18 protein-coding genes are annotated in these 19,211 nt (G+C 61.8%); 9 read left to right on the top strand and 9 right to left on the bottom strand.

The genetic code is table 11. From position 1 onward, the window contains the following. Positions 1–119 precede the first annotated feature (119 nt). Entirely contained in the window at positions 120–737 is a 618-nt protein-coding gene (locus VX159_RS11355; protein WP_371323003.1) for a DNA-3-methyladenine glycosylase, read from the top strand. A gap of 3 nt (positions 738–740) precedes the next feature. Here VX159_RS11355 and VX159_RS11350 read toward each other — a convergent pair whose 3' ends face one another. Then, entirely contained in the window at positions 741–1,265 is a 525-nt protein-coding gene (locus VX159_RS11350; protein WP_371323002.1) for a GNAT family N-acetyltransferase, read from the bottom strand. A gap of 350 nt (positions 1,266–1,615) precedes the next feature. Between VX159_RS11350 and VX159_RS11345 the strand changes: the two genes are divergently transcribed. From VX159_RS11345 to VX159_RS11335, 3 genes are all read left to right on the top strand, one after another. After that, on the top strand, positions 1,616–2,584 hold the full coding sequence (locus tag VX159_RS11345; protein ID WP_371323001.1) for an acetyl-CoA carboxylase carboxyltransferase subunit alpha: 969 nt from the start codon (positions 1,616–1,618) through the stop codon (positions 2,582–2,584). Then, the gene (gene tilS / locus VX159_RS11340; protein WP_371323000.1) at positions 2,553–3,569 is read left to right on the top strand and encodes a tRNA lysidine(34) synthetase TilS; all 1,017 of its coding nucleotides are present in this window, start codon (positions 2,553–2,555) and stop codon (positions 3,567–3,569) included. Before VX159_RS11345 ends, tilS begins: the two co-directional genes overlap by 32 nt. A 226-nt stretch (positions 3,570–3,795) precedes the next feature. Beyond that, positions 3,796–6,741 carry a response regulator gene (locus VX159_RS11335; protein WP_371322999.1) on the top strand — a complete coding sequence of 982 codons (2,946 nt, stop codon included), beginning with the start codon at positions 3,796–3,798 and terminating at the stop codon, positions 6,739–6,741. A 70-nt stretch (positions 6,742–6,811) separates the two neighbouring features. On the opposite strand, the gene VX159_RS11330 is transcribed toward VX159_RS11335, so the two are convergent. Genes VX159_RS11330 through VX159_RS11305 form a run of 6 tightly spaced genes read right to left on the bottom strand, consistent with a single transcriptional unit; the run spans position 6,812 to position 11,000 of the window. Beyond that, complete coding sequence (locus tag VX159_RS11330; RefSeq protein WP_371322998.1) at positions 6,812–7,258, bottom strand: ACT domain-containing protein; 447 nt, start codon at positions 7,256–7,258, stop codon at positions 6,812–6,814. Between the two features lies 1 nt (position 7,259). Next, on the bottom strand, positions 7,260–7,655 hold the full coding sequence (locus tag VX159_RS11325) for a VOC family protein (protein ID WP_371322997.1): 396 nt from the start codon (positions 7,653–7,655) through the stop codon (positions 7,260–7,262). A gap of 20 nt (positions 7,656–7,675) precedes the next feature. Next, a complete protein-coding gene (locus VX159_RS11320; RefSeq protein WP_371322996.1) occupies positions 7,676–9,007 on the bottom strand; it encodes a M18 family aminopeptidase in 1,332 nt (443 codons plus the stop codon). A gap of 45 nt (positions 9,008–9,052) precedes the next feature. Then, positions 9,053–9,775, bottom strand: a complete 723-nt coding sequence (gene dnaQ, locus VX159_RS11315; protein WP_371322995.1) for a DNA polymerase III subunit epsilon — start codon at positions 9,773–9,775, stop codon at positions 9,053–9,055. Positions 9,776–9,780: 5 nt separating this feature from the next. Continuing rightward, positions 9,781–10,242, bottom strand: a complete 462-nt coding sequence (gene rnhA / locus VX159_RS11310) for a ribonuclease HI (RefSeq protein WP_371322994.1) — start codon at positions 10,240–10,242, stop codon at positions 9,781–9,783. Beyond that, positions 10,239–11,000 carry a class I SAM-dependent methyltransferase gene (locus VX159_RS11305; RefSeq protein ID WP_371322993.1) on the bottom strand — a complete coding sequence of 254 codons (762 nt, stop codon included), beginning with the start codon at positions 10,998–11,000 and terminating at the stop codon, positions 10,239–10,241. Before VX159_RS11305 ends, rnhA begins: the two co-directional genes overlap by 4 nt. A gap of 112 nt (positions 11,001–11,112) precedes the next feature. On the opposite strand from VX159_RS11305, the gene VX159_RS11300 reads away from it, so the two are divergent. Then, a complete protein-coding gene (locus VX159_RS11300) occupies positions 11,113–11,301 on the top strand; it encodes a hypothetical protein (RefSeq protein WP_371322992.1) in 189 nt (62 codons plus the stop codon). Further along, positions 11,298–12,083, top strand: a complete 786-nt coding sequence (gene gloB / locus VX159_RS11295; protein WP_371322991.1) for a hydroxyacylglutathione hydrolase — start codon at positions 11,298–11,300, stop codon at positions 12,081–12,083. Before VX159_RS11300 ends, gloB begins: the two co-directional genes overlap by 4 nt. Here the strand turns inward: gloB and VX159_RS11290 are convergent, their stop codons facing one another. Then, on the bottom strand, positions 12,084–12,503 hold the full coding sequence (locus VX159_RS11290; protein WP_371322990.1) for a response regulator: 420 nt from the start codon (positions 12,501–12,503) through the stop codon (positions 12,084–12,086). 25 nt (positions 12,504–12,528) lie between these two features. Beyond that, a complete protein-coding gene (locus VX159_RS11285) occupies positions 12,529–12,930 on the bottom strand; it encodes a hypothetical protein (protein ID WP_371322989.1) in 402 nt (133 codons plus the stop codon). 66 nt (positions 12,931–12,996) lie between these two features. Here VX159_RS11285 and VX159_RS11280 point away from each other — a divergent pair, with 66 nt between their 5' ends. Genes VX159_RS11280 through VX159_RS11270 form a run of 3 tightly spaced genes read left to right on the top strand, consistent with a single transcriptional unit; the run spans position 12,997 to position 19,188 of the window. After that, the gene (locus tag VX159_RS11280; protein WP_371322988.1) at positions 12,997–16,356 is read left to right on the top strand and encodes a DUF748 domain-containing protein; all 3,360 of its coding nucleotides are present in this window, start codon (positions 12,997–12,999) and stop codon (positions 16,354–16,356) included. Further along, positions 16,353–16,823, top strand: coding sequence for a DUF3293 domain-containing protein (locus VX159_RS11275; RefSeq protein WP_371322987.1), 471 nt, complete (start codon positions 16,353–16,355; stop codon positions 16,821–16,823). Before VX159_RS11280 ends, VX159_RS11275 begins: the two co-directional genes overlap by 4 nt. Further along, positions 16,798–19,188 (top strand): HDOD domain-containing protein, encoded by a 2,391-nt coding sequence (locus VX159_RS11270; protein WP_371322986.1) that lies wholly within the window; start codon positions 16,798–16,800, stop codon positions 19,186–19,188. The genes VX159_RS11275 and VX159_RS11270 overlap by 26 nt, the downstream gene beginning before the upstream one ends. Positions 19,189–19,211 lie beyond the last annotated feature (23 nt).

The following is a 19,211-nucleotide window of genomic DNA, read 5'->3' as shown; positions in this document are numbered from 1 at the left end:
ACGGAGAATGACGCGCAGCGTTATCGTCTTATCGCGGGGATGCCAAGTTTTTCGGCCAATGTGCCGTGGACCGTGAAAATGCGGGAAAATGCAGGCTCCTGCTTTGATCTGGGTGCAAAATGCCACCTGCGTATTGGCGCGCAGCCTGTGCCGAACTGAGTGACGCCGACCCGGTGCTGGCCCGGCTGATCGCTACCTATCCCGGCGTCAGCCTGCAATCGCGCGGCGACGTATTCGGGACGCTGGCGCGTTCGATAGTCGGGCAGCAGATTTCAGTCAAGGCTGCGGATTCGGTCTGGGCACGCTTCGTCGCGCAGGTTGGCGAGGTTGCGCCGCCACGCTTGCTGGCGCTCGGGTTTGCTGGGCTGGATGGCTGCGGTTTGTCGTTGCGCAAGCGCGAATACCTGCTTGACCTGGCCGGGCATTTTGTCTCCGGCCAACTCGATCCCGGGCATTGGCCGCAACTTGACGACGCCGCGATCATTGGCGAACTGACGGCGGTGCGTGGCATTGGCCGGTGGACTGCCGAAATGTTCCTGATCTTCAACCTGATGCGTCCCGATGTCTATCCGCTGGACGACATCGGCTTGCAGCGTGCGGTCGGCCGGCACTACCTTGATCGCGACAAGGCGACGCGGGCCGAGTTGGTCGAATTGGGCCAGCGCTGGCGACCCTGGCGCTCGGTCGCTACCTGGTATTTGTGGCGCAGTCTCGATCCGGTGCCGGTGGAGTATTAGCCGCTAGCAGCCGGGCGGGCGGTGCTTGAGGTAAATCAGGCGTTCGCCCCGGAGCGGGTGCGGCGTGCTGCCGTGCAGGTGCATGCCGAGTTTTTCCAGCGCCTTGCGCGAGGCGAGGTTGTCCGGAGCGACCTGCGCCAGCATTCGGGGACAGTTGAGTTGGGTGAAGCCGTAGGCCAGTTGGGCGTGACCGATTTCCTGCGCGTAACCACGGCCCCAGTGGCGCCGGGCGAGGACGAAGCCGATTTCGTAGTCGTCTGCACCGAGTGCGCTACAAGGGAGCAGGCCGGCAAAGCCGATGATTTCCGCCCCGCCCCGGCAACGCAGAACGCCTGCCCGGCGGCCGGTGCGAGTCCAGTCGAAGTGGTCGCGGAAAAAATCGCGGGCGGCGGCCTCGCTCAGCGGTTGTCCGGCAAAGGCCTGGGCCATGGTTTCCGGGTCGGCCAGGATGGCGTGCAACTCGGGAAAGTCGGCGGCTTCGGGATGGCACAGTTCGAGACGGTCGCTGTGCAGGATCAGGCTGGGCATGGGCTGTTCGCGATGAAAGCAAGGCGCCTTATTTAGCGCGCCAACCGGTTGTTGCGCAAGTCCGGGGCTCGACATTTTTGCCCTGTGCCATGGTCGACCGTGAATGGCGGGTTTTTTGCCTGAGTGCCTCTTGCTTTACCCGCGAGCGCTTATCCCGGGGAAATCTTTGCTGGTGGCGAGAATCCTGGGTAACGACGGCGAATGCGCCGGCTACGTGCCGGCAAAGCACCGCTTTCTGCCCCCGGTCGGTGCAATTCCAGCCGGAGGGCGCAGTGGGGCCGGCGGCGAGTGGCAGGGCAAGCGGCGTCCTTTGCGGTAAAATCCGCGACAAATTTTGCTGTGAGTACGCCATGAAGAACACTTTTCTCGACTTCGAGCAACCGATTGCCGATCTCGAAGCCAAGATCGAAGAGCTGCGCACCATGCAGGAGGACTCGGCGGTCGACCTCGCCGACGAGATCACCCAGCTGGAAGCCAAAAGCGCGCAACTGACCCGCGAGGTCTATGCCAACCTCAGCCCCTGGCAGGTGGCCCAACTGGCCCGTCATCCGCAGCGTCCGTATACGCTCGATTACGTGCAGCACATCTTCACCGATTTCCAGGAACTCCACGGCGACCGTGCCTTTGCCGATGACCATGCGATTGTTGGCGGCCTGGCTCGCTTCAACGGTCATCCGGTGATGGTGATCGGGCATCAGAAGGGCCGCGACACCAAGGAAAAAATCTACCGCAACTTCGGCATGCCGCGTCCGGAAGGCTATCGCAAGGCGCTGCGCCTGATGAAGCTGGCCGAGAAGTTCGGCCTGCCGGTGATGACCTTTGTCGATACCCCCGGCGCCTATCCCGGGATCGACGCCGAGGAACGCGGCCAGTCCGAGGCCATTGGCCGCAATCTGTTCGAAATGGCCGAGCTCAAGGTGCCGGTGATCGTCACCATCATCGGCGAGGGCGGTTCCGGCGGCGCGCTGGCGATTGCCGTCGGCGACACCGTGCAGATGCTGCAATACTCGACCTATTCGGTGATTTCGCCGGAAGGCTGCGCCTCGATCCTGTGGAAGAGCGCCGAGAAGGCCTCGGTTGCCGCCGAAACCATGGGCATCACCGCCGACCGCCTGCACGATCTCGGCCTGGTCGACCGCGTCGTCCCCGAGCCGCTGGGCGGCGCCCAGCGCGATCACGTGGCGATGGCGCGCAACCTCAAGGCGGCGCTCGAAGCCGCGTTGCATCGCCTGGCGGGCTTGACCACCGAGGAATTGCTGGCCACCCGTTACCAGCGGCTGATGAGTTATGGCCGCTACACGGAACAGTCCGCCGCCTGATCTGGCAAGGCGCGTCGGCGACTTTCTCGCCGACCGCCTGGCCGGGCAAATCGCTGCCAGAGCCGGCGCACCCCAGCTGTGTGTCGGGCTCTCCGGCGGTTGCGATTCGACGGTCCTGCTCCATCTGCTGGCCGTCCTGCGGCCACGCTATGAACTCTGTGCCGTGCATGTGCATCACGGCCTGTCGCCCAATGCCGATGCCTGGGCCGAGCATTGCACCGCCCTCTGTGCCGAACTGGCGATTCCCCTGCAAATCAGCCGCGTGGCCGTGGCGCCGCACGGCGAAGGACTCGAAGCCGCCGCCCGCAACGCGCGCTACCAGGCCTTTGCCGCCGCCCTCGACGCCTTTGCCGCCGATGCCCTGCTGCTCGGCCAGCATCGCGGCGACCAGGCCGAAACCCTGCTTTTCAACCTGTTACGCGGTAGCGGGGTGACTGGTCTGGGAGGTATTCCGGCGCAGCGCGTGTTTCATTCCCGACCGCTGTTGCGACCTTTGCTGACCAGCGCCCGCAGTGAAATCGAGGCCTGGGCGCAGGCGCATGGCCTGCGCTGGATCGAGGACGAGAGCAACGCCGATACCGCCTTCAGTCGCAACCATCTGCGCCACGAATTGCTGCCGCTGCTCGGCAGTCGCTTTCCTGCTGCCGAAGCCGCACTGGCGCGCAGCGCCGCGCATTGTGCCGAAGCTGGCGAACTGCTCGATCAACTGGCCGAACTCGACTGGGCCACGGTCGCCGATGGTGACAGCGCGCGCTGGCCGGCGTTGCGGCAACTACCGCTGGCGCGCTTGAAAAATCTGCTGCGTTACCGTCTGCGCCAGCTTGGCTGGCAGCCGCCGAATAGCGAACGACTGGAAGAGTTTGCCCGGCAATTGCAGAACGCGGCGCCAGACCGGCACCCGGAACTCCACTTGCCGGCTGGCCGGATGCGGGCTGGGCGGGGGCTTTTGTGCTGGCTGCCGGCAGCAGCGGCCGGTACCGGCTGAACAGCGAAAAAGGCCGTTCAGTTGGCTCGGCCGACAATACAAATCCCGTGCCTGACCACACTCGCCGCAGTCAGCCGGCGTCTGGTCTGACCTTCGTGTAGCGGCTGCAGCCTGTCATTTCTGCTAGTTTTATTCGTATTCGCAGCAGTCTACAGTTCCCCTCAAGTTCCTCGGCTGGAGTGGCGACTCACGCGGGGCGGCCTCAGGAGAGGGCAGGGGGGCAGGCATGAGTGAAAAGAAAATCGGTTGGTGGCAGGGTTTCTGGCTGCTCTTCCTGGCCTGCGTGCTTGGCTGCATGGCCTTTCTACGGGTCGAATACGAGCGGGCCCTGGCCGATACCGAACTGGAGACCAGAACCCTGGCCGATTCGGTTGGCCAGACCCTGGGCAGCATGTTGCAAGGCATGGATTACGCTTTGCAGGTGACGGTCGATGAGATCGAGCACCAGTTGCAGGAAGGGCGGGTGGATCCTGAGGCCTTGTCGAGTTTCATGCAGCGGCAACAGGAGCGGTTTCCGCATATCCGCTTGTTGCGGGCCAGCGATCGCGAGGGCGTGGTGATTTATGGGCGCGGTCTGCCGGCGGTGCCGCTTGGCCTGGGTGACCGTGATTATTTTCGCGAACTGCGCGATAACCCGGCGGCCGGGCTGCTGATGCCGGCGCCGGTGTTCGGCAAGATTTCGCAACGTTGGCTGTGGCTGGCGGCCCGTCGCTACGAAACCCCAGATGGCCAGTTTGCCGGGGTGGTTTACGCTTCGATTTACATCGATGATCTGGTGCGCTTGTTCGAGGAGATTCAACTCGACAGCGGTAGCGTCATCGAGCTGCGCGACGCTGGTTGGCACAGTGTTGCCCGCAGTGCCAAGGACGGTACCTTGGTCAAGGTTGGCGATCAGGCGCTGTCCTTGCCGGCTCAGGCGATGCTTCAGGCAACGCCCGATGCCGGCAGCTACGATAGCGGTACCAGCGCAGCCGATGGGGTTCGGCGCATCTATTCCTATCGCCGCCATCCGGCTTATGGATTCACCGTGTTCGTTGGTCGTGAGTATCAACGGGTCTTGTCCGGTTGGCACGGCTTGCTGGGGATCAGCATTTTGGCGCTGGCTTTGTTCGGATTCTTCGGCGGACGGCTGGTCCGCGTCAGCGAACGTGTCTGGCGGGAAAAGAACCAAACCCTGGAACGGCTGGAACTGATCCAGTTTGCAATGGATCGGGTCGGGATCGCGGTACATCGGGTCGATGCTGCCAGCGGCAGGCTGCGCTACGTTAACCGGGTGGCGGCCGAAATGCTTGGCTACGGGGAAAGGGAAATGCTGCAATTGTCGGTGCCGGATATCGACCCGAATTTTCCCGCCCACGACTTTTCCGAGGCTGTGCGCTCGCTACGCGAGCAGCGTGTCGCTTCCTTTGAAACGGTAAACCTGACCCGACAGGGCGAGGCTATCCCGGTGGAGGTGACTTTGTATTATCTGGGGGCGGCGGCCGATACGCCGGGCGCTGGGGAATTTTTTGCCTTTATCCGGGATATTCGTGAGCGCAAGGCCGTTGAAACCCAGTTGCATGAGGCAAAGCTGCAGGCCGAAGCGGCGAATCAGGCCAAGAGCGCCTTTCTGGCCAATATGAGCCATGAAATCCGCACTCCGATGAATGCCATCATCGGGATGGCCTACCTGCTGCGCAAGGGTATTGCCAATCCCGAGCAACTGGCGCGGCTGGACAAGATTTCAGCGGCGGCCGATCACTTGCTCGGGGTGATCAACGATGTTCTTGATCTCTCCAAGGTCGAGGCCAACAAAATCGTGCTCGAAGCGGTGCCGTTTACCCTCGAGTCTGTCCTGACGCGGGTTTCCGGCATGGTGATTGACCGGGTTCATGCCAAGAAGCTGCAGTTGGTTATCGATTGTGCGATCGGCGAAAGGGTTCTGCTTGGCGATGCGACCCGTCTGGCCCAGGCTCTGCTGAATTATCTTGGTAATGCGGTCAAATTTACCGAGGAAGGCGTGATTACGTTGCGCGTTCGGGTTCTGGAGGAACATCGCGAGAGTTTGTATTTGCAGTTCGAGGTTGAGGATAATGGCATCGGAATCGAGGCTGAAGCCCTGTCGCGGCTGTTCCAGGCCTTCCAGCAGGCAGACAGTTCGACCACTCGCCAGTACGGTGGTACTGGTCTGGGTCTGGTGATTACCCGCCGTCTGGCAGAGATGATGGGCGGGGCCGCCGGAGTCGAGAGCAGCCCGGGGGTGGGCAGCACCTTCTGGATGAGTGCCCGTTTCCGCTGCCAGGACCCGCTGGCGGAGCCAGCCTTGCCACCGGTATGGTCGGGAGCAAGGGCTCTGGTGGTCGACGATACGCCGGTGTGCCGCTTGGTGCATGCCCAATTGCTGCGGGCTGCCGGGCTGAATTGTGATGATTCGCCGGCTGGCGAAGCAGCGGTGGAAGCAATCCGTCTGGCGGCGGCATCCGGACAGGCGTATGCACTGATCCTGATCGATTTCCAGATGCCGGGCATGAACGGTTTCGAAACCCTGGCCGCGATCCGGGCCCTGGCACTGGACCCGCCGCCGCGTTGCTGGCTGGTCACCGCCTCCGGTGATCAGTCGATTCTTGACGATGCGCCGCGTGCCGGTTTTTCCGAAGTGCTGCTCAAGCCTTTGTCGGTGACGATGCTGCGCGAAGCCCTGACGCGGACCGATCTGTCGGGCGCAGAGGGCTGCCTGGCCGCTGAGGCCTTGTCTCCGGTTTCGGCGCTTGCCGGGTTACGACGCGATTGTCAGGGGCTCCGGGTGTTGCTGGTTGATGACGAAGCGATCAACCGCGAGATCGCCAGCGAAATCCTCAGCGAGGCAGGCTTGCTGGTCGATACGGCCGACAATGGCAAAGCCTGCCTGGAGCGTCTGAAGGCTGCGACCTACGATCTGGTGCTGATGGACATGCAGATGCCGGAAATGGACGGGCTTGAAGCGGCGCGTTGCATTCGCGAGGAACTCGGGCTGGCCAGGATGCCGATCGTCGCGATGACGGCCAACGCCTTCCCCGAAGACCGGCGGCACTGTCTGGCAGCCGGCATGGATGCTTTTGTCACCAAACCGTTTGCGCCGGAGAGTCTGTACACCTTGCTGCACGCCTATCTGACGCAGGGGCGAGCTGCCGCCGAAACGGCTGCACAACCCTGAGTCCGGCCATTTTTCCGGAATTTTACGGTCGACCGTGCGCAGGCCGTAAAAGCAGCGCTCGCGGCAGCCTTCAGAAGGCGCTTGCCCGGGTTTCGCCCGTTTTTGTTTCGGCGGCAGCTTCGGACTGCAGGCGCTGCAATGCGGACAAGGCGGCTTCCGCGCTGGCGACCGGGACCAGCAAATGATCGTGGTAGGTTCCCGCGAGTACATTGCAACTGATTCCGGCGGCTCCCAGCGTATTGGCAAAAGCGGCAGTCAGGCCGACGGCGGCGAGGTCGGAGTGCACACGAAGGGTGATCCAGGCGCAGCGGAAATGAATCGGCAGCCCGGCCTGCTCGGCGACGGCTTCGGGCACGATCACGGTCAGCGCCTCGGTTTCGCGGATCGTCGCCAGCGGCGTATAGGGCTGGGGATCAGCCGTCAGCGGCAGCGTGGCATAGACATATACCCCGGGACAAAGCTCCGGCTGCAGGCTGGCCAGCAATTGGGGCAAGGCGCTGATCGCGGTGCTACTCACTTTACTCGCCCCGATGGCAGACAGCCTCGACCCGGTTACCAGCTGGATCGTGGAGGAAGGCGCCGTAGTAGTCGGCGTGATAGTGCGGACGCAGGCCGGGGGCGCCGTTGTCGCGACCGCCGTGGGCCAGTCCGGCGGCATGGAAGGCGCGAACCTGGGCGCGGGTGCTGGCCTTGAAGCACCAGTGGCGACGGTCGTCACTGGTGGCTGCGGCGGCGGCATAGACTGCGAGGCAGGAGTGGAAATCCTCGATGGCGTTACAGCGCAGGCCGTAGCCGAGCGCGTCGGGGCGATCATAGACTTTCTCGACGCCGAGCGCCGCCATGATCGCATCGTAGAAAGGGCGGGCGGCGGCGAGGTCGGGAACCGCAATCGAGACGTGATCGAGGACCAGCATCGGTGGCTCTGGGGAAAGGTTTAGCCGGCGAGCGCCTGGCGCAGCGCGGCGATCATGTACGTGTGATCGAGGGCGCCGGCGCTTTCGCGCAGGCTGTGCATTGCCCACATCGGGTTGCCGATGTCGACGCTGGGAATACCGAGCTGGGCGGCGACTATCGGGCCGATGGTCGAGCCGCAGCCGAGGTCGGTACGGTGCGCGTAGTGCTGGCAGGGCACGCCGGCGCGGCGGCAGAACTCGGCAAAACGGGCGGCGGTTGCAGCGTTGGTGCTGTAGCGCTGGTTGGCGTTGTGCTTGATCACCGGGCCGTGATTGACCAGCACGCGGTGGCCGGGCTCGTAGGCATTGGGGAAATTGGGATGCCAGGCGTGCGCCATGTCGGCGCTGATGAAAAAGCTCCTGGCCAGCATTCGCCGCTGATCCTCGGCGTCGAGTTGCTGGCTGAGCGCCAGTCGCGCCAGCAGGTCGGCGATGAAGCTGCCGCCGGCGCCGCCGGCGCTTTCGCTGCCGACTTCCTCGTGGTCGAAGAAAGCGACCAGCGCGCTTTGCTCACAGGTGGCCTGCTGCTTGGCCGCGTCTTCGTCGGCGAGCAGGGCGCTGAGCGCGGCGTGGCAGGAGGCGAGGTTGTCGAGTTGGCTGTTGGCGACAAATTCACGGTCGACACCCCAAAAAACGCCTTTTTGCGTATCGCTGGCGACCAGCTCCCAACTCAGCAAATCCGCGCCGGCGACACCGGCGCGTTCGGCAAGCAAAGCGCGGAAGGCGTCGTCAGCCGGGATGCCGTCGGCGACGCCGAGCAGCAGCGGCAATTCGTTCTGCTTGTTGAACTTGAGGCCGCTTTCATTGACCTCGCGGTTCATGTGGATCGCCAGGTTGGGCAGGCGCAGCAGCGGCTCGGCAAAGTTCACCAGCTGGCTGCGCAGGCCGCCGGCGCCGTCGCGCACATAAACCCGGCCGGCGAGGCCGAGATCGCGGTCGGCAAAGGTGGCCAGGATCGGGCCGCCATAAACCTCGACCGCGACCCGGCGCATGCCGGCGACGTCTTCGGCCGGACGCGGCTTGACGCGCAGGCCTGGCGAGTCGGTGTGGGCGCCGATCATGGTCAGGCCGGCTTCGGCCAGCGGCGCACGGCCGAGGCGGAAGGCGATCAGCGAGGCGTCGCCACGGGTTACGTAATAGCGGCCGCCGGCCTCAAGCGACCAGCGTTCGCCCTCGTCGAGGCGGCGATAGCCGGCGGCTTCGAGCCGGGCACTGCAAGTGGCGACGGCGTGCCAGGGGCTGGGGCTGGCGTCGATGAAATCGAGCAGGTCTTGCGCCGGAGCGCGTTGAGCGACGGTAAGCGGGGTGGGCATGGGCTTCTTTCGGCAGGCGGGCGCGGCGGTGTCTTGGGGCACGGATCAGGCGGCCGGAGCGTCTTCCGGCGCCTTGGGCAGCCACAGGCAGCCGCCCTTGGTTTCCTTGTCGATGGCGGCGAGGACGCGGTCGTGGTCGGCGAGTTCGGCCTCGCTCGGACGCACCACCACCAGCGGCTTGCGCACGCGCGGCTTGCCGTCGGCGGTGAGGCTGAGCACCGGGCCATCGTCGGGTTCGATCATCAGCGCGTTCTGACCACGGGTCATTGCCAGGTACACGTCGGCGAGCAGTTCGGTATCGAGCAGCGCGCCGTGCAGGGTGCGCCCGGAGTTGTCGATGCCGTGGCGTTCGCACAGTGCGTCGAGGCTGTTGCGCTTGCCCGGATTCTGCTCGCGCGCCATCTTCAGGGTGTCGATCACGCCATTGCACAGGGTTTCGATCGGCACCCGGTCGAGGCGGGCAAATTCGGCGTTGAGGAAGCCGATGTCGAAGGGCGCGTTGTGGATGATCAACTCGGCGCCGCTGATGAAGTCGATCAGTTCATCAACGATGTCGGCGAACTTGGGCTTGTCGGCGAGGAATTCGAGGGTGATCCCGTGCACCTTGGCCGCACCCTCGTCGATGTCGCGCTCGGGGTGCATGTATTTATGCAGATGGCGGCCAGTCAGCCGGCGGTTGACCATCTCGATGCAGGCGACTTCGATGATGCGGTGACCCTGGCGCGGGTCGATGCCGGTGGTTTCGGTATCGAGGACAATCTGGCGCATCGTGGTCAGGCTTTCTTCAGTTCGTCGATGCCGCGATTGGCGAGGGCGTCGGCGCGTTCGTTTTCCGGGTGGCCGGCGTGGCCCTTGACCCAGATCCACTCCAGCTTGTGCTGGCGGGCGAGCGCATCGAGCTGCTGCCAGAGGTCGGCGTTCTTTACCGGCTTCTTGTCGGCGGTCTTCCAGCCGTTGCGCTTCCAGCCGTGAATCCATTCGCTGATGCCCTTGAGCACGTATTGCGAGTCGGTGTACACCTTGCCGACGATCGGCCGCTTCATCGCGCTCAGGCCCTGGATCGCGGCCATCAGTTCCATGCGGTTGTTGGTGGTTTCCTTTTCGCCGCCCCACAGTTCCTTCTCGTGCGGGCCCATGCGCAGGATCGCGCCCCAGCCGCCGGGGCCGGGGTTGCCCTTGCAGGCGCCGTCGGTAAAGATTTCGATCAGAGGGTCGGTTGGGTTCGGGGTGGTCATTCCAGGGTGTTTTCCTTGTGTAAGCGGCGTTGCGCCACCGGGCGCAAGGCCTTGGCGCGCAGCTTGCTGCGACGCCAGGGCGGGGTAATCAGGTGCATGCCGGGCGCCCGCTTGATCGCCTGCAGCAGGTAGACGCTGCCACAGAAGCGCCACCAGCGGGGCCCCAGGCCTTCAGCAAACTGCCAGCGGCGCAGCCACTTTTCCTGGCTGAGCGGCGGGGCGTAGCAGCCGAAGCTGCCACGGTCGACGTCGAAACCGAGCAATTTCAGCCAGTCGGTCAGACGCCCGGCCGACAGGTAGTGGCCGTGCCAAGGGTAGCATTGGCTGCGGGTCAGCCGGCGATGCGCTCCCCATAGAGAGTAGGGATTGAAGCCGGTGATCAGCAGCCGTCCTTCGGGAATCAGGGCGCGTTCGATTTCGCGCAGGATCTGGTGCGGGTCATCGGCGAATTCCAGGGTGTGGGGCAGAATCGCCAGGTCAAGACTGTTGGCCGCGAAGGGCAGGGCGGTGAAGTCGCAGATCAGGTCGAAACGCCCCGGGGCATGGCCGGGTTCGCCGGCGATCTGGCGCAGCGGAATGCGGCTGCCGCGCAGTCCGGCCAGCTGTGGTAGTCCCAGTTGCACCGCGTTGTAGCCGAAAACATCGGCGACTGCGCCGTCGATCGCGGCTTGCTCCCAGGCCAGCGCGTAACAGCCGGGGGCGCTGGCGTACCAGGCATCCATGCCGTCGTCGGTGGGGGGGAGAGGGAGGTGGGTCATCGGGGAGCAAAAACCTGAGGTGAGGGGCGGCTACCGCAAGGCTTGGCACAGACCGCTGCGACCGTTGCCGGTCGCAGCAATTTTAACCTGTCCCGGGGTTACAATCCGCAGCATGATCAGTGAAGCCGAACAGAAACAATTGAATCAGGATTACGCCGAATATCTCGCCGAAGCCGCACGGCTGGCGGCCGAGGGACAGGCGATTGGAACCTTCCTTGCGTGGTCCGCCAAACTGGGCAAGAACACGATCAAGGTCGAGCGTCGCGGCAGTGGCCGCACGGCTACTGCGGGTACCCCATGAGCCTGCCGCAATCAGCGGTCAGTTCCCTGATGGTCAGCCGGCTGGCCGCTTTTCGCGATAACTATATCTGGCTGCTTGACGATGGGCAGTCGGCGCTGGTTGTCGATCCCGGCGAAGCTGCCCCGGTGCTGGCGGCTTTGTCTGAACGGCGGCTGAGCCTGGCGGCGATTCTAGTGACGCACCATCATGCAGATCATCAAGGCGGCGTGGCCGACTTGCTTGCTGTCTGGCCGCAAGCCCAGGTCTACGCGCCGCAAACGGAGAACGTTCCCGGCTGCAATCGTCCGCTGCGCGGCGGAGAACAACTGGAATTGCTGGGGGCCGAGTTTGCGGTACTGGCGGTACCCGGCCATACTCTGGGGCACTTGGCCTATTACCATCGCGGTGCCTTGTTTTGCGGCGACACCTTGTTCGGTGCCGGCTGTGGCCGCCTGTTCGAAGGCTCGCCCGCGCAGATGGCAGCTTCGCTGCAACGGATTGCTGCTCTGCCCGAAGAGACGCTGATTTACTGTGCGCATGAATATACCGAGGCCAATTTGCGCTTTGCCGCTGCGGTTGAGCCGGGTAATCCGGCGCTGCTCGCGCGTTGCCGGCAGGTGGCCGGGTTGCGTGCCGATGGCAGGGCCAGCGTTCCATCAACGCTGGCCGAGGAAAAGGCGACCAACCCATTTCTGCGTTGTCAGCAGTCGGAAGTGGTTGCCGCCGCCCGACAACAGGGGGCGGTCGGCGATGATCCGGTCGCTGTTTTTGCGGCCCTGAGAGCTTGGCGAAACAACTTCTGATCAGGTGGTGGGCGGCGGGGTTTTGGCGGTGGCTTGTTCAAGATAGCGCTGGCGGGCTTTTTCCAGCGCCTTGAGTACATTTGCCGCGTTGAACGGCTTGACGATGAAGCCGCTGGCACCGGACTGTACCGCATGCTTGACGGTCTCCCCATCGGCGCTGGCCGTGATCATCACCACCTGTACCTTGGGCTGTGCGGCCTTGATTTCCGCCAATGCGGTTAGGCCATCCTTTTCCGGCATCTGGACATCGAGGCAGACAATCCAGGGCAGCAGGTTCTTGGTCATTTCAACCGCATGGAGGCCGTTGCGCCCCTCGCCGATGACTTCGTACTCGTCACCGCGCAGGATGCCGCGCAGTACGCTGCGCATCATGTCGTTATCGTCAACGATTAGTACCGGAGTGCGTTTGTTCTTGTTCATGGCCTAGCCGAATCCGGAGGAGCGATCAGGAGCAGTTGCTATTGAAAAAAATCAGCGCGCCGAGCGACATGCCGATGGTTGCTCCACCCCAGAGCATCACCCCGCGCAGGGCCTTTTCGGCTTCGCCTTTGAATTTGCGGGCTTTCAGGGTGAAATACTGCTGCAATTCTCCGAGTGTCAGCGTGGCGAAGAAGAAGAAGAAGATCATGCCGCAAAACAGCATGATGATTGCGAAATCGCTGAGGGGCCGGCAGTAGCCGCTGGTGGCGTGATGGAAAACCAGGATGGCGTCGGTGCGGAAAGCAAAGCGGCCAACCAGGTAGAGCAACAGGATAAAGGTGAAAATCAGGCCGATGACGATCCAGGTTTCGGGCCGTTTCAATTGCTCAAAGGCGTCTTTCAGGTCGTCAATGATCCAGCGCAACATGGTTGGACTCGCTCCAGGTGGGGGGTATGCTAAATTCGAAAAAACTCTTTTTTGACGAAGGTTATCATGGCTGAAGACAGGGCAGGTACCGCAGCAGACTCGGCACATCCGGCCACCGGCAGCGGTGTAAAGCGGATACGCTGGCGGCAGCGCCTGGCATGGTTGGTCGCGGTTCTTCTGGTGCTTGCGACGGTGGCGTATCTGGCTGTGCCACCCGTGCTCAAGTCGGTGCTGCAGGAGCAGGCCGGCAAAGCCTTGCAACGCGACTTGCAGGTCGGTCGGGTTGAGTTCAATCCTTTTGCCTTGTCGTTGCGGATCACCGAGGCTTCGCTGCGTGATCACAGCGGGCGTGAAGTTGCCGGCTTTGGCGAACTCTTCGTCAATCTCTCTGCTGCTTCCTTGTTCAAGGCGGCATTGGTAGTCGACGAACTCCGCCTGCAGGCACCGAGGCTGTCGTTGATCCGCCTGTCAGAGGGGCGCTATGACATTTCCGACCTTCTCGACCAGTGGCTGCAGCCCAAGGATGAGCCGGATAGCGGCGTGCCGCGCTTTTCGCTGAATAACATCCAGATTGCAGATGGCCGTTTGACGCTGGACGATCAACTTAAAGGGAGAATGCATCAGGTGGCCGGCCTGCGCTTGGGCATTCCGTTCCTTTCAAGCTTGCCTTATCAGGCCGAAATTTTCGTGGAGCCGGCGTTCGCTGCCGAGTTCAATGGTTCGCGGATCGATCTCAAGGGGCGTAGCAAGCCGTTTGCCAATAGTCGTCAAAGCGAATTGGATCTTGATCTTGATGGTTTCGATCTGAGCGGAGTTCAGGCCTATCTGCCGGACGGGCTGCCTTTCCGGCTGGTTTCGGGGGTGCTTGATTCGGAGTTGAAGCTGGTATTCAGTGAATCGGCAGACCAGGTCTACTCGCTGGGTTTGAGTGGCGCGCTGCATCTGACTAAGTTTGCGCTTGAGGAACGCAGCGGTCGCCCCCTGCTGGGGTGGCAGCGGCTCGATGTCGAGGTTGAGCGGGTCGATCCTCTGAATCTGGAGTTTGTCCTTGGCCTGGTCAAGCTGACCGCTCCGACTGTGCACGCAACCGTGGATCGGCAAGGGCGGTTGAACTGGCTGCAACTGGTGCCTCCGGCGGCCGGCGGCAAGGCTGCTGCATCAGCTCCCGGCCAGCCGTTGCGGTGGTCGGTCGGCAGCGTGCTGTTGCGCGAAGGGCTGGTGCATTGGCGTGATGAATCGAATGCACCAGCGGTGCAGGGCGAGTTGCAGGGATTGGAACTAGCAGTGGGCAGGCTGGATCATCGCTTGGCCGAGCCGCTGGCAATCAGCGAGCTATCGTTCCGGCCGCAGTTTGGTAGCGCGCTGCAGTCGGGGCCGGTCAGTTTGAGCAATTTGCGGATCGATCTGGTCGGCCAGCGCATCCAGATCGGCGAGTTGCGCAACAGCCAGACCCGGATTGCCGTGCTGCGCAATGCGCAGGGGCAATTGAGCTGGCTGTCGCCGCCACAACTGGCCAATCCGCCGGCCAGGCCGGCGGCAACCGGTAAGGCCTCTGCGGAAAAACCCTGGCAGGCGCAGCTGGCTAAATTGGTAATTGACGATCTGGCAGTACGTTTCGAAGATCGTTCCGGCAAGCTGACGTCAATCCAGGAGATTGACGGTCTCAGCTTGCATGGTGAAAACCTCGGTAATGAGCCTGGACGCAAGGGGCGAATCGCGCTCAAGGCACGGGTTAACCGCAAGGGTAGCCTGGGGGTTGAAGGCAGCGTGCAGGCCCAGCCGCTGGATCTGGCGCTCAAATTGGAGGCTCAGGCGCTACCGTTGATGCCCTTGCAGGCATATTTCGACGAACATCTGAATGTTGCGGTGACGCGCGGCCAGGTTTCGGCGAAGGGGGAGGCGACGGTGCGCGAGACCAAGGGCACTGTTCAGGCCGGTTACCGCGGGGCATTGACCCTGGGTGATTTTCTTGCGGTCGACCGTGTCAATAACGCCGATTTCCTGAAATGGAAATCACTGTATTTCGGGGGGGTCGATTTTCGGGCCCAGCCGCTGGCAATCGAGGTTGGCGAAATAGCCTTGAGCGACTTTTACTCGCGTCTGATTCTCGATGCGCAGGGACAACTCAATCTGCAGCAGATCGTGCGCAAGCCGGCCAGCGACAACCCGCAACAGGTAGTGCCGACTACCTCGGTGCAGCCTGTTGCAAGGGCTGAAGAGGCCGGGGGCAAGAGTGCTCCGCTGCCGATCAAGATCGCCAAGGTCAGCTTGCAGAATGGTACGGTCAATTTCTCCGACTATTTCGTCAAACCGAATTATTCGGTCAATATCGGCAAGTTGGGAGGGCGGGTTACCGGTCTTTCCTCGCAAGACGGCAGTGTTGCCGAGCTCGATTTGCGCGGGGCCTACGCCAACGCAGCGCCGGTCCGGATCGAAGGCCGTTTGAATCCGCTGGCCGCCAATCCCTATCTGGATCTCAAGGCCGAAGTGACTGGTGTCGATCTGGTTGGTTTCTCGCCCTATGCCGGCAAATACGCCGGTTATGCGATCGAGAAGGGCAAGTTGTCGCTCAACGTCGCCTACAAGCTGGAAAACCGCCAACTCAGTGCCGATAATCGTCTGTTCATTGATCAGCTCACTTTCGGGCAGCCGGTCGAGAGTCCGGATGCGACCAAACTGCCGGTCAATCTGGCGCTGGCCTTGCTGAAGAATAGCCGGGGGGAAATCGATCTCAATCTGCCGATTTCCGGCTCGCTCGACGACCCGCAGTTTTCAATCGGCGGCTTGGTAGTCAAAGTGATCGTGAACCTCTTTGTCAAGGCGGTCACTTCGCCATTTGCGCTGCTCGGATCGATTTTTGGCGGAGGAGAGGAGCTTTCCACGGTCGACTTTGCACCAGGGCAAAATTCCTTGAGCTCGGATAGCCAGAAAAAGTTGTCGGCATTGGCTCGTGCCCTGCAGGATCGCAGTGGACTCAAGCTTGAGATTCTCGGGCGAGCCGATCCCGAGGCTGACCGCGAGGGCTTGAAGCGGGTGGCGATTGAGCGCTTGATGAAGGCTGAGAAGGCTCGCGAATTACAGAAAAAAATGGGTGAAGGGCGTTCTATCGATAATATCGAGATTGCCGACAACGAATATCCACGTTATCTGCAGCGGGTTTATCGTGATGCCAGGTTTCCCAAGCCGCGCAACCTGATCGGCCTGCAGAAGGATTTGCCGGTTGAGGAGATGGAAAAGCTGCTGCTGACGCATCTGCCAGCGAGCGATGATGATCTGGCCTTGCTTGCAAGTCGCCGGGCCGAGGTGGTTCAGGCCTGGCTGGTCGACAAGGGGGCGCCGGTGGAGCGAATCTTCATGCTGCCCCCCAAGGTTGCTACCGGCAAGGACGGAATGCGGGCGCCGGGGGTGGAGTTTGCCTTGAAATGAGTATCCCGACGGCATCTCCCGACCCGTTGCTGGCGGCTTATCAAGCCACTACCTATCGGGTGAAGGTTGATGGGCGGGTGTTTGATCTGCGGGTAGGGGCGCCGGAGGCGGCATTTGCCGCCTGGCTGCGGGCAAGTGAAATTGACAAATTTGCGATCATTACGGCGTACAATCCTGGTTCACGCTTGCTTTCTGCAGCTGAGAACGCCGAGCGGCAGGAGCGCCTGCGGGCTGGCCTGCGGGCCGGCGGCTGGCTTGCCGGAGAGGGGGAAAACCTCGCCGATGGTTCGGTCTGGCCGGTTGAACCGACTTGTCTGGCGGTGGGGCTGAGCTGGCACGCGCTGCGCCGTCTGGCCGTCGAGCATGGTCAGAGGGCGGTGCTCGTTGGCTGGGGCGATGCTGTGCCACAGTTGCTGTGGATAAAAGAAAACGAATTAGAAAATGAGCAAGAAAATCGGACGCTTTGACGTCAAGGGCGAACTCGGCCGGGGGGCTCAGAGTGTCGTTTATCTCGGCTTCGATCCGCAGTTGCAGCGCGAAATCGCGATCAAGACCCTGCATTTCGGCAAACCGGATCCGCAGCAAAATCAGACTCTGCTCAACGAGGCGCGGACGGTCGGAAAGCTCCGCCATCCGAATATCGTTCCGATTTTCGAAGCTGGTGAGGAGGCCGGCGATCTTTACCTGGTTTTCGAGTATGTACCGGGTAAAAATCTTGCCGCTTACCTGCGTGAATCGGGGGCTCTTCCGTCGGGTCGCGCTATCGCGCTGATTCGGCCGATCCTGGATGCGGTGGCCTATGCCAATGGGCATGGGGTAATTCACCGGGATCTGAAACCGTCGAATATCCTGATCGATGAAAATGGGTTGCCACGGGTAATGGATTTCGGGATTGCTGCCCGGGTTGATGGCCCGGCCGAGTCGCCGGATGAGTACACCGGTACTCCGGCGTACATGGCGCCGGAATATATTGCTCACCGCCAGTTGAGCGAGCGTTCGGACGTGTTTGCCGCCGGGCTGATCCTCTATGAACTGTTAACCGGGCAACGGGCAGCACAGGGCGACAATATCTATCAGGTGATGAATCGGGTCGCCAACGAAGACATTCGCCTGCCTGCCGGCGTTGCTGTCGATCAGCGTCTGGGGGAAATCCTCAACAAGGCGCTGGCTCGTGATCCCTGCCTGCGGTACCAGAGTGCCAACCAGTTTGCTGAGGCGCTCGACGCCTACCTTGCACCGGAGGCCGAGACTGCAGCCAGTGAGGGAAAGCAATCGACAATCGATTTCCTGTTGCGGCGGATGCGGCACAAGAGCGATTTTCCTGCCTTGTCGGAGTCGGTTACTACGATTAACAAAATCGCCGCCAGCGAAACAGAGAGTGTAAACAAGCTCTCGAATTCGATTCTCAAGGATTTTGCACTGACCAACAAAATCCTGCGGTTGGTTAATTCCGCCTATTTCAGGCCAGCAGGCGGAGGGAGTATCAGCACCGTATCGCGTGCGGTGATCGTCCTTGGCTTTGATGTTGTGCGCAATATCGCAATCAGTGTGTTGCTGTTTGAGCACCTGCAGAATAAATCCAATGCCAACCAGCTCAAGGAGGAGTTCCTCCGCGCCAATCTGGCAGGGATTCTGGGCAAGGAGTTGGGGGGCGCAGCCCAGATGCGGGATCTCGAGCAAAGCTTCATCTGTGCCTTGTTCCACAATCTCGGGCGCCTGCTTTCGCAGTATTATTTCCCTGAAGAAGCGGAGGAGATTCGGCGTCTGGCGGCACAGCGCGAATTGACCGAGGATGTCGCTTCGCAGCAGGTACTAGGCGTTTCCTACGAGGAAATGGGCATCGAAATTGCCCGCCAATGGGGGTTCCCTCCCCTGATCGTTGGTGCCATGCGGCGCTTGCCTGATGGCCTGGTGCGCAAGCCGGTAACCCCAGAGGAGCGGCAACGGGTGCTGTCAGGGATGGCCAACGAGTTGTGCCAACTGGTCGCCCAGCCTGGCGGCGAAGGCAGGGACAAGGAAATGCGCAAGATAATGGCCCGCTACGCCGCTGCAGTCCCTCTCTCCGACAAGGAGGTCAAGCAAAGCATGCAGCGTTCGGTTGAGGAGGTGGCGGAATTTGCCCGGATCATTCATCTGAACCTGCAGCAAACCACGTTTGGCAAGCAGATGCGCCAGTTCTTCTCCGGCAAGGGAGATGCTGTTGCGGGCGGAGCGCGGGTCGGCGAAGACACCCTCAGTTCAACCGTGCTCAAGGATGAGGGGGCTTATGGAATCATTGAAGAGGTCAGCGAGGATGGTCGCGAGTTGGATACCCGGATTGATGCGCAGGCAATTCTAACTGCCGGGATTCAGGATATCAGCAATACTTTGGTCGATGGCTTCAAGCTGAATGACATCTTGCGCATCATTCTGGAAACCATGTATCGGGCGATGGGTTTCAAGCGCGTGATCCTCTGTGTTCGTGATGCCAAGACCAATAGCATGATCGGTCGTTTTGGTTTCGGGCCAAACACAACTGAGGTGGTCAAGACATTCCGTTTTCCCCTGAGTTTTTCTGCTGATGTCTTTCATGTTGCCACCTCGAAAGGTGTCGACATCCTGATCAACGACATCAATGATCCAAAAATCGCGCCGCGCGTACCCGGTTGGTACCGCAAAGCCTTGCCGGCGCAGTCGATGGTGTTGTTCCCGCTGAACATCAAAAACAACCCGGTTGCCTTGATCTATGCGGATCGCGATGAACCCGGTGGAATTTCGATTCCGGAAAAGGAGTTGTCTTTGCTGCGCACCTTGCGGAACCAGGCTGTGCTGGCGATCAAGCAAGGGAGTTGAGATGGGGTTCCGGCTGGCGTGTC

The sequence above is a fragment of the Dechloromonas sp. ZY10 genome (genome assembly GCF_041378895.1).
Taxonomy (GTDB): Bacteria; Pseudomonadota; Gammaproteobacteria; order Burkholderiales; family Rhodocyclaceae; genus Azonexus; species Azonexus aquae.
The sequence above is the reverse complement of the archived record's forward strand: the minus strand, read 5'-3'. Positions and strand labels throughout refer to the sequence as shown.